Consider the following 14,522-nt stretch of genomic DNA (forward strand, 5'->3'; position numbering starts at 1 on the left):
TCTGGTCCTCTCCAAGGAACAGGTCCATGATAACAAATGGGTCTGTTTTACTTTTAGGATCAAGGGTGAGACTCTATCTTCTTCACCCTGGGAAAGCAATTCCCACGGCCAATGAAGAAACAAAAAAATGAAATCCGGATGACATAAAAGGTCATTACAGGAAAAGATGTGAGACAACAGGTAAAAAAATGAGCGACAAGAAATCCCAGTTCAGCGACAAGGAAGCCCTGCATTATCATTCCGCAGGGCGTCCGGGCAAAATAGAAATCATTGCCAGCAAATCCATGGCTACCCAGCGCGATCTGTCGCTGGCCTATTCCCCCGGTGTAGCAGCCCCGGTGCGGGCCATCGCCGACAATCCCTCTACCGCCTGGGACTATACCGCCAAGGGTAATCTGGTCGCTGTGATCACCGACGGGTCCGCCATTCTGGGACTTGGTAACCTCGGTCCGCTGGCGGCAAAGCCGGTTATGGAGGGCAAGGCCGTGCTCTTCAAACGCTTTGCCGACGTGGATTCCATGGATCTGGAGGTAGACTGCAAGGATGTGGAGGAGTTCATCAACTGCGTGCGCTGCCTCGGCCCCACTTTTGGCGGCATCAATCTGGAGGACATCAAGGCTCCGGAATGTTTCATCATCGAGCAGCGCCTGCGCGAGGAAATGGACATCCCGGTTTTCCATGACGACCAGCACGGTACGGCCATCATCTGCGCCGCCGGCATTTTCAACGCCCTGGACCTGACCGGGCGTAACATCAAGGACGCCACGGTTGTGGTCAATGGCGCCGGCGCCGCGGCCATCGCCTGTACCGAACTGATCAAGGCCATGGGTATCCCGCATGACAATGTCACCATGTGCGACAGCAAGGGTGTGATTTATCAGGGCCGCAAGGAAGGCATGAACCAGTGGAAGTCGGCCCATGCGGTCAAAACCGGCCGCCGGACCCTGAAAGAAGCGCTGAAGGGTGCGGATATCTTCTTGGGATTGTCCGTCAAGGGTGCCGTGACCCCGGAAATGGTCGCCGGCATGGCCGACAAGCCGATTATCTTTGCCATGGCCAACCCTGACCCGGAAATCACGCCGGAAGAAGTGGAGACCGTCCGCCAGGACGCGATTGTCGCCACCGGCCGGTCCGACTATCCCAACCAGGTCAATAATGTGCTGGGTTTCCCCTATATTTTCCGGGGGGCGCTGGATGTGCGCGCGACCCGCATCAATGATGAAATGAAAATTGCCGCCGCCCGGGCCATCGCCGAACTGGCGCGGGAAGACGTGCCGGACGAGGTGGCCTCCGCCTATGCCGGGGAACATCCCAAATACGGCCCGAAATATATCATCCCTGCCCCGTTTGATCCGCGACTGATCAGTTCCATCAGCCCGGCCGTGGCCCAGGCCGCCATGGACAGCGGTGCCGCCAGCCGACCGATCATCGACATGGCCGAATATAAAAAGGAACTGGCGGCCCGGCTCAACCCGACCACCGGCACCCTGCAGATGATTTTCGACAAGCTGGACCAGGACCCGAAACGGGTGGTCTTTACCGAAGGCGACGAGGAAACGGTCTTACGCGCCGCGCTTGGTTTTGAACAGAACGGTTTCGGCAAGATCATCCTGATCGGCCATGAGAAAAAAATCCGCGACCTTCTGGAACATATGGGCCATGACCGGAACGACAAGATTGAAATCCATCATGCCCGTAGCAGTGACAAGAGCCGGAAATATGCCGAATATCTGTTCGGCAAGTTGCAGCGCAAGGGCTACCTGTTCCGGGACTGCATGCGGCTGGTGGAAACCGACCGCAACGTGTTCGCCGCCTGCATGCTGGCGCTCGGCGATGCAGACGCCATGATCACCGGCCATATCCGCCATTATGCGGCAGCGCTGGACAGTGTGATGAAAGTGATCGATCCGATCCCCGGCAGGCGGGCCATGGGCCTCAGCATCATGGTCAAGGGCGATCGTACGATCTTTGTCGCCGATACCGCCATCAACGAGCTGCCGACCGGCGAGGATATGGCCGATACCGCCGAACATGCGGCGGAAATCGTCCGCCATTTCGGCATCGAGCCCAGGGTGGCGCTGATGTCATATACCAATTTCGGCAATCCGGAAGGCGGCATCCTGGCGCAACATTCCCGAGAAGGAGTGCAGATCCTGGACAGCCGCAAAGTGGGTTTTGAATATGAGGGCGAAATGCACCCGGGTGTGGCTCTTAACCCTGAAATCATGGAAAAATACCCCTTCTGCCGCCTCAGCGGTCCGGCCAATGTGCTGATCATGCCGGGCATGCATTCGGCCAATATCTCCACCAAGCTGTTCCGGGAAATGGGCGGCGGTACGGTAATCGGCCCCATGCTGGTGGGCCTCGGCCATTCAGTACAGATCGTACCCATGGGCGCCTATGCCTCCGAGATCATCAATATGGCCGCCCTGGCCGCCCATAATGTGAATATAGTGCGGGAGAAAGCCGGGGGCTGAGCCCCCGATACCAGACATTAATAAATGCCCGCAGACCCTGCGGGCTTTTGTTCTTTTTACCAGCCCCTTACCAAATTTCCATAGATCGAAAAAAGAGACCTGAAAATCCCGGCTTGCCAGCCTTTGCCGGTTACGGTTACCATAAGGGTCTCATATCGAGTGCCGGTTTCAGGGTAAGGGGGAAAGTCCGTGGGAAACTATTTTCAGACAAAGCCAGTTGACAAGGTCTTGGCCGACAAGATGCTGGCCGACCTGATCCAGGGGCCGTTCAAAGGCAGAAAAATCAAGTTCCACCATACCGATCCCGCCACCGGCAAGCGGGAAGTCAAGGAGATCGGGGAGTGAGGCTTCTCACGAAAATATGTGTTGTTATTTTCGTTTTAGTTGGGCTGTCATTCGCATTTTCACAGATGCAGACATCGGAGCCGCCTGACAATGCATTAGTAGATGTGGTGTTATTAGATAAGGACGGCAAATATGTTTTTCAATTACCTAACTCCTATATTTCATATCCAGTTTTAGATCAAAAATACGAAGAATTGCAATTGGAAATAAGATTAAGACCAGGAAAATTTGTTGCTGAGAAATATGTCAAGTGGCGTCTTGGAACCGACGATATTTCAAAGAAAATGAGTTATGAAGACAAGTTGGAAAACTATTTAAGTATTTCTCTAAAAGCTGGAAATGAATATGCAGCATATAAAAAACAACAAAGAATTTTTCCAGAGATATTGAGGGATAAGTTAGAGCTAACAAGTATGTATGGTCTTACCTTTTTAGGTTTGAGTGATCGACAAAGGAAAGGTTTTCCTGCGGACCATTTAGTTGGGCGAAGATGGTATTTGCAGGATGGACAAATCATCGAAGGGAGCAGCCCAGTAAATAGCTATTATGTTTATCCAGAGAGTACGCGCCCAAAAGGCTTTTTTATTCGGTGTGTGCTTGAAGACCTTCCTGTTAATGGCAAGTGCGTGCTTACCAAAGATATTTTCGATGACTTGTATGTTGAAATAAGCTTTTACTCTCGGAATTTAGGCCGTTGGCGGGAAATAGACAATCGGGTTACTCAGCTCATACTGGGTTCAATGACATTGCCAAAGGAATATGGATTATGGCCGGAGGAATAACTCTATGACTGAAACTGTGATCACAAGTGAAGATATTGCGAGGTGGCAAGGCCTAATTGACAATGATCAACGTACAGATTTTTATTTGGGGATTACGGTGACAGTAACCGAATTTAATCTTTTTCCGGCCCTGCCCTCTTTTCAGCCTTCCGGACCTTGGCTTCGGTAAAAATAACCGTCATTCGAACGGAAATAAAACAACAAAAAAGCCCGCTCGCTGGCGGACTTTAGTTCTTTTACATGGCTGTCCGGGCAGTCCTAGCTATCAAACAGTCCCAGGTACCGCCGCTGGATGCTGTCTACGGGCAGCAGGATAAAGACGTCGGTGGTATTGAACTGCTCGTCGACCACGGCGCCGTCGCCGATATAGCATCCCAGACGCAGATAACCCTTGACCAGTGGCGCCAGCGCCCGGCGGGCCATGCGGTCGTCATATTCTTCCGCCGTCATGAAATCCATTTTCTGATAACGTGCATCCACCGCCGGAATATTAAAGTCTTCCGGGGTCTTGTGACTGTTATAGAGGTAGCTCAGTTGCAGCTTCATCTCGTCCGGATTGATGCCCGGCAGGCTCGCACAGCCAAACAGATATCCGATCTTGTGTTTGTCGATATAGCGGGCAATGGCGCGCCACATGATCTGCATCACATTATTGGTGCGATAATCGGCATGGACACAGCTGCGGCCAAGTTCGAGCAACTGCCGGTCGCCCAGCATATCCCGGAAAGCCGGCTTGAACAGGTTGCTGATGTCATATTCCTGGGCCGAATAAAAGTCGTCGATGCCGCCGGTCTTTTCTTCCCGCAGAAGACGGTAGGTCGCAATCACCGAGTCCGGCCCGGTCTTGCTGGTATCGAAAGCCAGAAGATGGTCGCAGACATTGTCGAAATCATCGAAATCCCGGGCCAGGGTACGCATGGTCTCCGTCGGGATGGCTTTCATTTCTTCGAAAAAGACCTTGTAACGCAGGGCCTGAGCGGCAGCCACCTCGTCGTCGGAGCGGGCGAGGCGTACTTCATAAACGCCGGATTTCACCAGGATCGGTGCCTCGTCGGACTGATCCCATCTGAATTTTTCAGCGCTTGCTTTCATCATATCCAGTTTCATAACCCTGATACCTAACCCAAAGAAGGGTCAATTTCATGACAGCAATGTAAAAGTTTTTTTGCAAAAACCCCAGCTTTTTAACATTTGCTGTTCCATTTTCCGCCTAACTCTTTACATATTAAAGAAAAAATAAGCGTTAACTACCGGTAAAATCCGAACTATGCAGTGATCTATACATGGTCAATATGTCTACATCATGTCCTGCCTGCGGCGCCAGACTGACCCGAAACACCGGATCGGACAGTGCCTGTTGCGGCTTTTGCGGCTATGAACGTCTCTGTTCACCCGGCTCTTTCAGCGCCCCCTCTCCCTATGACAGGTCACGCTGCGATAAAAGTATATTACAGTTACATCGTTACTGTTCCGGAACCAACATAAGAAGCGAGAATGCCTTTACAATCCCCCTGGAGGAAGAAACTTATTCTCCGGGGCAACGGGATCTGGACGGCATCGCGAGCCTTTACGTGCCGCTTTTTACCGATGATCTCAACGACTATTTCCGGGAACGTTACCTGAGCCTGAAGACCGGCGGCATGCTGATGATCGTCTGTCCGGTGAAAAGCCGTTTTCACCGTCCTGCCCCCCTGCCCGGCCAGAAACATATTTTCGGGCGGCGTACGCTGTTTTACCTGATGGAACGGCATGGTTTCAAACTGCACTGGAAAGACCGCTTCCGCCGCAACCCCCTGACCCTTATTGCCAAAAAGATGTGAGATCAGCTTTTGACCCGCAAGTCCTCTGACACAGTGCCCAGCTTGCGCATCCAGAACAGCAGGATAATGGCCGGAATCGCGGCAATGGTGGTGAAGATAAAGAAGGCGGTTGGCCCCCATTCCGCATAGCCGAAGCCGGACGGGGCGGCAAGAACTCCCCGCCCCACAGACGCCAGCGAAGACAATAACGCATACTGGGTGGCGGTATAAGCCAGGTTACAAAGGCCGGAAAGATAAGCGATCGCCAGGGTACCGCCAAGACCGGAGGCAAAATTTTCAAACCCCATTGTAAAGGCCAGAAGCGGCACATTGTACCCCACCTCATTAAGGACTGCGAAGCTCAGGTTCGAGACCATCATCAACACAGCCGCAATGAAGAGACCGCGATAAGTTCCCGTCCATTTCAATAACAAGCCACCGACAAAAATACCTATCAGCAAAGCAATAGCTCCTACTGTCTTGTTGGCGTATATGATTTCCGCATTACTGAAACCAAGATCAACCAAAAGTACAGGGGTCATCACCGACGCCATGCCGTCCCCGATTTTGAGCAAGATGATAAACAACAGGATCAGCATCCAACCGTGACGGCTCATGAATTCCTTGAACGGTACAATGACGCTGAGATAAAAATTTTCCACAAACAGGCTGAGGGCTGTCGGTGCGTGCACCTCATCCTTGAGCCAGTGCTCTACGGCCTCGGTTTCCTGCTCCACCAGTTCGTGCCCGTCCCGCTTCGGTTCGCCGAGCAGCAGCGCGGGCAGCACGCCGCACAGGACCTGGAGGCTGAGGACATAATAGGCCACATGCCAGTCATACAGAGCCGCCAGTGCGAGTCCCCCGGTACCAGATATGTAATTGCCGATCCGGTAACCAAACTGAATCATCGCCGCCCCGGCGGGTTGTTCCTCATCTGTGAGGATTTCAATACGGTAGGCATCCAGCACGATATCCTGGGATGCGCTCATAAAGGATACCAGAAGCGCGCCGAGTCCAACCAACATCGCGCCTTCCTTGGGATTGGTGGACCCCAGGAACAGCACCGCCGCTGTAAGCCCCGCCTGGATCAGAAACAGCCAGGAACGTCGTCGGCCAAAGGACTTATGCATAAGCGGCAGCTTGATCCAGTCGATTAGCGGCGACCAGAGGAACTTCAGACTGTAGGGCATGGTCACCACCGCCAGCAGGCCGATGGTTTCGGCATCCACGCCCTCCTGGCTGAGCCAGTAGCCCAGAGTGGAGAGCACAAGAGTCAGCGGGAACCCGCTGGAAATCCCCATACCGAAAATGCCGATCAGGCGCGGACGGCGATAGATTTCGATGGCGTCCCACCAGCTTTTTTTCTCAGGAATGGATGTGCTCACAGACAGATACCCGGGCTTGGTTGTTTTTATTTTCAATAACTTAGTTTCTGCTGCCGATAACTCAGCGCCTCGGCGATGTGAGTTTGACCGATCCCGTCGACCCCGTCAAGGTCGGCAAGAGTGCGGGCCACCCGCAGCACCCGGTGATAACCGCGGGCCGTCAGTTTCATCATTTCAGCCGCCCGGGCGAGCATCTCCCGTCCTGCCTTGTCCATCTCCGTCACCTGCTCCAGCACCTTGCCGTCCGCTTCCGCATTGGTGCGCACCCTGTCGCCAAGATCCATCGCCCGGTATCTATCCCGCTGACGTTGCCGCGCCTGCGCCACCCGGGCGGCCACTTCTTCCGTGCCTTCCGCCGGTGGCCGCAGGGTCAGGTCAAGGGCACTCACCGCCGGCACCTCGATATGGATATCAATCCGGTCCATCAATGGTCCGGAAATGCGGGCCTGATAATCATTGGCACATTTCGGCGCCCGGCTGCAGGCCCGGGCCGGGTCGTCAATATGGCCGCAGCGGCAGGGGTTCATGGCGGATATCAGCTGGAACCGCGCCGGGTAGGTTACATGCATGTTGGCCCGCGCCACCACCGCCTCGCCACTTTCCATGGGCTGCCGCAGGCTGTCGAGAGCCGGGCGCTGGAATTCCGCCAGTTCGTCCAGGAACAACACGCCCCGGTGAGCCAGAGATACCTCCCCCGGCCGGGCCTTGAAACCGCCACCGGTCAGCGCCGCCATCGAGGCGGAATGATGGGGATTGCGGAACGGCCGCCGCCTGGTAATACCGCCATTGGTCAGAAGTCCCGCGACCGAGGCAATCATGCTGACTTCCAGTATCTCGGCCGGATCCATGGGCGGCAGGATACCGGGAAGACGTGCCGCAAGCATGGACTTGCCCGATCCCGGTGGACCTATCATATTCAGATTATGAGAACCGGCTGCCGCCACCTCCAGCGCCCGCTTGGCGCTTTCCTGTCCCTTGATATCTCTCATGTCCGGGATATGACTATCATCCCGCTCCATCGACGGTCGCGGCGAGGCCAGAAGCTGCGATCCCTTCAGATGATTGATCAGACTGAGCAATGTGTCGGCCGCAATGATATCCAGTTCTCCGGCCCAGGCCGCCTCCCCGCCGCAGGTTTCGGGACAAATCAGGCCCCGGTCTTCCTGCATGGCCCGCATGGCCGCGGGCAGGACACCGGGCACCGCCTGCAGGCCGCCGTCAAGGCCGAGTTCGCCCAGAACCAGACAACCATCCATAATATCACTTGTCACCGCCCCCATGGCCACCAGCACACCCATGGCGATGGGCAGGTCATAATGGCTGCCTTCCTTGGGCAGGTCAGCCGGAGCCAGATTGACGGTTATACGCTTGGGCGGAAGGGACAGACCGATCGCGCCGAGCGCGGCACGCACCCTCTCCCGGCTTTCCGCCACCGCCTTGTCCGGCAGGCCAACAATGGTGAAGGACGGCAGGCCGTTGGCGACCTGAACCTGAACGTCGACCGGACGGGCCTCAATGCCGACAAAGGCAACTGTTGTAATATGCGCAACCATGGCTCCCCCAAAAAGCTTTGGCTTCAGGAAGAAACAACTATAGCGCGTATATTGTATGAATTACAACTTTTAGGGGAATTAATGTGTCAGACGAAGGAGAGAGCTTCCATGAAGCCTTCCTTGCCATCCTTGCTGCCCTTTTCTTCATCGGACTTTTTCCTGTCACCACAAGCCTGTCTTTCAGGAGTGACCGGCGGCAGGGGAAGCAATTTTTGCAAGGGAGCGAGTTTGGGCCTGGCCTGTTCAATGGCGGGAGCCGCCTCCGCAGCTTCCACCCTCGCTCTGGCTGCCTCAGCCACTGCCCGATGGCTTTCTGCCCCTGCTCTGGCTGTTTCAGCCATTGCCCGGCGGGTTTCTGCCATAGTCCGGCGAACTTCCCGCTCGGCCTGACGGATTTGCATGGAAATCTCGGAAATCATTTCTGCCCGCAGAGGTTCCGGTATGCGGGGCATATCGAGCACATCTTCCAGAGTGGTTTCGAGAGCTTCCAGCTTGCTTTCATGCAGATTCAGGAGCTCTTCTGCCTGGGCCAGTCCATATTCCAGAGATTGCTCCAAAGCCTCGGCACTGCGCTCATCCATGAATTCGCGCGGAAAGAACATTTTATCCAGGCCTTCCACTGCCTCTACCCGGATAACCGGTGCAGCGAAATCGTCAAAGGCGCTAAAGTCATTATCAAAGGCGACAAAATCATAATCCAGACGGTCATTAGAGCGATTAAGCAGGGAACCGGTCGCAGACGACAGACCACCAACCAGCAGCATGGCCACGGCCAAACCTGTCAGTTTTTCTGTCACTGTTATGTTTCGATGCTGTCTCATTATCGCCCCTGCAAATCAGAAGTTGCAATTTTATACAGTTTTCCGTCGGAATGCAATATTGTTGCATGAAAATATGGACGGTATCACCAAAATGTGAAGCCGCCGGCAACAGGGCCCGAAAAAACTGGCAGGAAAATCAGAAATAGCGGGCGACACGAAGCTGGAAGAAATCATCCCGGGACAGGCCGTAAACGGGATCTCCGGGCGGCACGTTCAGGAAAAACCGCGCATCTACACTGACTTTCCAATATTCCCCGATCCGCCGGCTGCCTTCCACATTCAAGAGCTTGGCGGAGGTATTCATATCAAACATGGCGCCGACCAGAAGTTCTGTGCTGCTCTCGTCATTGGCCGTCCAGCGCAGACCGACAAACAGGTCATCCTCCAGGAATGACGTCGACAGGTCGCCGCGGTCGTCATAGTTATATTCCACCAGCATGCCCAGATCCGAAGCACCGCCGCCGAGACCATAGAAAGTATATTCCGCCCCGCCGGCCATAGCCCAGTAATCGTCGCCCCAGATCGCATCGCCACTGTTGGTCTGGTAAATCCCTTCGAATTTCCACAGGAAGCCGCCTTTTGTCGCCTGGATGTCGACGCCGGTCTGGTGAATCAGCCGGTAATAGGGGATCAGCACCGGATTACCCGGGCCATCAAGACCCATCATAAATTCCGGATCCCGGGAAGTGCCCTGGAAATGATAGAGACCAAGATCAAAATCACCGATCACATGGGACCAGCGGACGGCCCAGTCGGGATTCCATTCCTCATCCCCGGACTCATAAACAGTCTGGTCATAATCCACCCGCAGGGGCATGCGCAAACGACCATCGATGCCGGGGAATTTACGCTCCCGAAAGTAGGCCATCAGATAAGCGGAAAAGGTCCCGATATCGGTCATGTAACTGATATTCAGCATGGGCTGGCCGAGCTTGTCCTCCTGGTCCACATCCTCGAGGAAATCATCCTGGTTGAGAATATCCACCAGATGGTTGGATTCAGTCACCCCCCAGAAAACAGTGTTGATCCCGGCGGTCACCGTCAGATCGTTAAAAACACCGAGCCATTTAAACTCGCGAATATCAAAATGACTGCGATCGTCATCCTGAACATCAACCCGCCCGAAAAGGTCAGCGATGAAAATATGATTGCCGTCTTCCGAGACATATTCGAGCCGCGGTTCGGCGGCAACGGACAGGGTCCAGTCTTCCGGTTCCGGATAAAAGGCCGTCTGCGGATAAATCCGTCCCTCGGCTTCCACATAACCGGAAAAATCAAATCCGTTATATTCGTCTTCATAGACGGTTTCGTTATATTTCTCTTCCTGGGCCGGCGGCATGGGCGCCATTTCCGACGCAAAGGGAGACGGCGCCTGCATGGGTTCCGCTTCGGGAACAGGCGCGGGTTCGGCCGGCTCTTCCGGTTCAGCCACAGGTTCGGGCTCGGCGACTGGCTCCGGTTCAGGTGGCAGTGACGCACGCACCTGGCGAGACCATTCCGCCTCGCTGACCGGCAGAAGATCAAACACCAGCCGGTGCGGTCGGCCATCTGCAGCTTTCAAACCGAAGGAGCGGGATACGGTGGCCGGGCGGCGGAGGGTAATTTCAAGACGCAGTCCATCCTCAAGATTTTCCACATTGACCGCCTGCAATAATCCGACGGCTTCCGCCCGTTCGGTCAGGGCGGGTGTGATCGGCTCCCCTGCCCGGTCCCTGAGTTCAATAATAATCCGGCGCGGATCATCATGATAGGTTACTGCATAAGGGGCCTGCTCGCTGAGATCGACGACGATACGGGTCATGTCAGGATGCTTGCCTGACCGGACGGCCAGAACTTCCGCATTTACCGGCGTGGCAACATAAGATGCAGACAGCAGAAGGGCGGCAATAGCGGTGCCGCTGTTCAGATATGTTTTTTGTGCAGCCCTTTTAATTTGGGTCCCAGTCTCGGTTTTACGCACGAATAACCCCATTTATGTCATTGATTCTCTGAAACTTTTGCAGAAACAAATGTAGAAGGAGATAAAAATCCAATGTATTTAAATAGTTCTTTCTGCGTATTTAAATAAACTTTTGAACAATCTATCCCAACCTGCTCAGTCTCTTAAGGTTAACCGGCATTAACCATAAAACAGGCTCAAGATTAACGGACGTTAACCATAAATAAAGGAGAAAGTCCGACACTTCAGTGAAAATGCCGGGAAAACGGGAGAATATAAGGGGTTTCGGATTTTATTTCGCGGTCGCCATTCGGGACCTGGTAAAGTCCCTGTCTTCCAGACCTTGACGAAATTCAAAGCGACTCATAAGCAGGCGGGTATTTTTCCCGGTCAGGTTATTAACCATATAGAGGTCATGGGCCCGCCAGAATTTATCAAGATATTTCTGATAGTTGCTTAAGATCAGCGTCTTGAAATGAGCGCCTCCCCGGTTGAAAAACTCGATCTTGTGGACTCGGTATTCACCTGTATCGATCCAGGAGATAATCTTGGTGTAGCCCGAGCCTTCATATAGCGGATAAGACTCCACCACATGACAGGTCATCTGTCCGCAGGCTTCGTCCCGGAGCCATTTGTAGTTATATTTGCCGACCTCGCGGGAAGACATATCCTCGTAGGAGAATTCGCTGCCCATGAAGGGGCCTGACTTGCTGCGGCTGTCAATGCGCTTAATGCGTCCCTTCTGCCCCAGCGCAGGAAAATAGATCCACTGGTCATCCGGTTCCAGAATTTTTGAATGGGTCAGCAGAACGGTACCCTTGACGTCCGGCGGACGATCAAAAATCACCAGCGACTTGTCCCCCAGCTCCCGGTCCTGCACTTCCAGGGCCTTGATCTTCAGGTAGCGGGTGGCGGTCTTGCCCTGGCGATTGGTCAGGATCATCTCAAGTTCGGAAACACTGTCGCCAAACCCCAGATCCCGGCGATCCATTTCCTCGGCGATGGCCAACCCCTTTTCCTCGGCGGTTTCCGCCGATGCCGGCATAGACACCCCGAATGATCCCACAAGGGAAAACAACAGAAGACAAGCGGTCGCTTTAGGCAGATACATCTTTTTTCGATCCTTTTTTATCTACAAACAAAAGTATGGTCGGCAACAGCAGAAAATCTGTCACCAGAGCCACCGCAATCACAAGAGCGGTCAACAGGCCCATCTTTGCATTGATTAGATAATCTGAAAACCCCAGCGTCACAAATCCGCAGATCAGGACCAGGGATGAAATCCACAGCGGCGATCCGACCATGGCAAAGGCGTAACGGACAGCATCTTCCGTTCCCAGCCCCTTTTCCACCTTGCCCCGGCGATATTTGCTGAGAAAATGAACGGTACAATCGACGATAAGCCCCAACGCCGTAGCGGTCACAACCGAGGCAAAAATCCCGACTTCTCCGACCACAATCGCCCAGATGCCAAACCCGGCAACCGCCGGCAGAACATTCGGCACGATGCTGATCAGGCCAAGCCGGAAACTGCGCAGGGCGACAACAAGACAGAAGGAAATCAGGAAAAAGGCCACACCGGTTCCAACAAACATGCTGTCAAACGTGCGCCGGGTCAGATAGGCAAAAATAATTCCGGGACTGCTCCCACCCTCGGTTATGATCCGGTCCGTTCCCTGACGGTCCGCAAACCACTGATCGGTGCGCTGTTTCAGTGCAATCATATGTGTCGTATTGACGTTGCCTAGACTTGTCGTCACCCGGGTCGCTGATTTTCCGATATCAATCTGGTTATTCAGGTCCAGGCCATAGGGAAGCGACATCTCGTAAAGGAGCAAATATTGCGCCGCCAGATTGCGTTCTTCGGGCAATTTATACCAGGCCGGATCATCACCATGCATATTCATATTCAGCCGCTTCATGACATCAACGATCGAGAAAACATGAACCACTTCGGGCTGGGCCTTCAGCCAGTCGGTGAACTCTTCCAGTTGCCTCAGATAGTCCGGCTCAGCGATCCCCCCGTCCTGCCCGGAAGAAACAGAGAGCTCCATTGTGTAGGGGCCGACAAGATTTTTGACCATAAAGTCGGAATCCCGGCGAAACTCGATATTTTCAGAGAAAAAGGTAACAAAATTATCGTTGTAGACAAGGCGGGGAATGAACGCCGCCGCCGCAATACTTACGGCGATCATACTCACCAGAATGACATTACGCCGCTCGATCACCCATTCCACGTAATTTTCCAGAATGACTTGTTCCCGCCGTTCTTTCCCAAGCGGGCCGGTCGGCAGAATTGCCGCGAGGGCCGGCAACAAAGTGTTGGCAAACATCCAGGCCGCAAAAACGCCAAGCGCCGCAATGTTGCCCAGGTGATTAAACGGCGGACTGTCATTGAAATTCAGGCTCAGAAAACCGATCGCCGTTGTCACGGAAGTAATAAACACCGGCTGGAAATTGACCCGGAGACTTTCCACGACCGCATCGTGCTTTGCCATTCCGCGTCTCATGTTGCCGTAAAATGTTGCCATCAGATGGATGGCGTCAGCGACTGCTATGGTAACGATGATGATCGGTGCAGAAGCAGAGGCTATATTCAGAAGAAAACCATAATGACCGGTCATCCCCAAGGCAAAAATGACCGAGAAAAAGACCACCACCATACTGATAATCATGCCGGTCACGGAGCGCAGAAAAACCAGCAGGGTAATCGCAATCACCACGAACATCACCGGGACCAGGGTGTTGGAATCCGCCTCGGCGGCTTCCGTCATGGCAACGGACATCATCACCGTTCCCGACAGGGCCACCTCCACATCCGGATTGTCCTTTTCGATCCGGGCTGCCATTTCCCTGATCGGCGTTACAATCTTCTTGAGGGTATCGGGCTGCGTATCGGCGGGCTGGAACGTCAACATGATCTGGGTCGTCTGTTCGTCTTCCGAGACAAGCCTGTTGACCAGTGACGGTTCAGTGAGCGCTATCTGTCTGATTTTCTCAATATCTTCATTGGAAAGCCCAGCTGCATCCCGAACCAGATCATCCACCACCAGATCATCTTCTGTAGCTTCAGTATGCTGGTAGTTTGCCAGACTATCCACCCGCAGGACGGAAGGGAACATCCAGGCCTGTTCTGTTATGTCGTGGACGATACCCAGCATGCGGCGGGTAAATACACCATCCTTCGACGACTTCAGGCCGATCATCACCATATCGACTTTTGTATAGGTCGCCTCAAGATTGTCCTGAGTGGCAAGCTGCGGATTATCCGGCCCGAAGAAAATTCTGTAATCTGTGTTAAATCCCAGCTTGCCAACGCCGGAACCCACAACCCCGATCAAGGCAAAACAGAGGAGCACCACAAGCCAGCGCCAGCGGACAATAAACCTGCCGTATGAATTAATATATTTGTCGGACATAA

General features: G+C 53.9%; 11 protein-coding genes. 4 read left to right on the plus strand and 7 right to left on the minus strand.

Features of this window, described 5'->3' with window-relative positions:
- The first annotated feature begins 188 nt into the window (after positions 1 to 188).
- The 3 genes from ACORNT_RS16420 (at position 189) to ACORNT_RS16430 (ending at position 3,604) form a co-directional block, all read left to right on the plus strand.
- On the plus strand, positions 189 to 2,477 hold the full coding sequence (locus ACORNT_RS16420) for an NADP-dependent malic enzyme (RefSeq protein ID WP_321393360.1): 2,289 nt from the start codon (positions 189 to 191) through the stop codon (positions 2,475 to 2,477).
- A 189-nt stretch (positions 2,478 to 2,666) separates the two neighbouring features.
- Positions 2,667 to 2,822, plus strand: coding sequence for a hypothetical protein (locus ACORNT_RS16425; RefSeq protein WP_321393363.1), 156 nt, complete (start codon positions 2,667 to 2,669; stop codon positions 2,820 to 2,822).
- A complete protein-coding gene (locus ACORNT_RS16430; protein WP_321393376.1) occupies positions 2,819 to 3,604 on the plus strand; it encodes a hypothetical protein in 786 nt (261 codons plus the stop codon). Before ACORNT_RS16425 ends, ACORNT_RS16430 begins: the two co-directional genes overlap by 4 nt.
- Before the next feature lie 258 nt (positions 3,605 to 3,862).
- Here ACORNT_RS16430 and ACORNT_RS16435 read toward each other — a convergent pair whose 3' ends face one another.
- Entirely contained in the window at positions 3,863 to 4,711 is an 849-nt protein-coding gene (locus ACORNT_RS16435; RefSeq protein ID WP_321393378.1) for a GNAT family N-acetyltransferase, read from the minus strand.
- A gap of 185 nt (positions 4,712 to 4,896) precedes the next feature.
- Here ACORNT_RS16435 and ACORNT_RS16440 point away from each other — a divergent pair, with 185 nt between their 5' ends.
- A complete protein-coding gene (locus ACORNT_RS16440; protein ID WP_321393381.1) occupies positions 4,897 to 5,424 on the plus strand; it encodes a hypothetical protein in 528 nt (175 codons plus the stop codon).
- A 2-nt stretch (positions 5,425 to 5,426) separates the two neighbouring features.
- Here ACORNT_RS16440 and ACORNT_RS16445 read toward each other — a convergent pair whose 3' ends face one another.
- The 6 genes from ACORNT_RS16445 to ACORNT_RS16470 form a co-directional block, all read right to left on the minus strand.
- Positions 5,427 to 6,788 carry an AmpG family muropeptide MFS transporter gene (locus ACORNT_RS16445; RefSeq protein ID WP_321393384.1) on the minus strand — a complete coding sequence of 454 codons (1,362 nt, stop codon included), beginning with the start codon at positions 6,786 to 6,788 and terminating at the stop codon, positions 5,427 to 5,429.
- A gap of 32 nt (positions 6,789 to 6,820) precedes the next feature.
- Positions 6,821 to 8,341 (minus strand): YifB family Mg chelatase-like AAA ATPase, encoded by a 1,521-nt coding sequence (locus ACORNT_RS16450; RefSeq protein ID WP_321393388.1) that lies wholly within the window; start codon positions 8,339 to 8,341, stop codon positions 6,821 to 6,823.
- A gap of 86 nt (positions 8,342 to 8,427) precedes the next feature.
- The gene (locus ACORNT_RS16455; RefSeq protein WP_321393391.1) at positions 8,428 to 9,162 is read right to left on the minus strand and encodes a hypothetical protein; all 735 of its coding nucleotides are present in this window, start codon (positions 9,160 to 9,162) and stop codon (positions 8,428 to 8,430) included.
- Between the two features lie 136 nt (positions 9,163 to 9,298).
- On the minus strand, positions 9,299 to 11,122 hold the full coding sequence (locus ACORNT_RS16460) for a hypothetical protein (protein WP_321393394.1): 1,824 nt from the start codon (positions 11,120 to 11,122) through the stop codon (positions 9,299 to 9,301).
- Positions 11,123 to 11,393: 271 nt separating this feature from the next.
- Positions 11,394 to 12,212: an outer membrane lipoprotein-sorting protein gene (locus ACORNT_RS16465; RefSeq protein ID WP_321393397.1), complete on the minus strand. Its 819-nt coding sequence runs from the start codon at positions 12,210 to 12,212 to the stop codon at positions 11,394 to 11,396.
- Positions 12,199 to 14,520 carry an efflux RND transporter permease subunit gene (locus ACORNT_RS16470; protein ID WP_321393400.1) on the minus strand — a complete coding sequence of 774 codons (2,322 nt, stop codon included), beginning with the start codon at positions 14,518 to 14,520 and terminating at the stop codon, positions 12,199 to 12,201. Before ACORNT_RS16470 ends, ACORNT_RS16465 begins: the two co-directional genes overlap by 14 nt.
- Positions 14,521 to 14,522 lie beyond the last annotated feature (2 nt).

Origin of the sequence: Emcibacter sp., assembly GCF_963675455.1 — a bacterium.
Taxonomy (GTDB): domain Bacteria; phylum Pseudomonadota; class Alphaproteobacteria; order Sphingomonadales; family Emcibacteraceae; genus Emcibacter.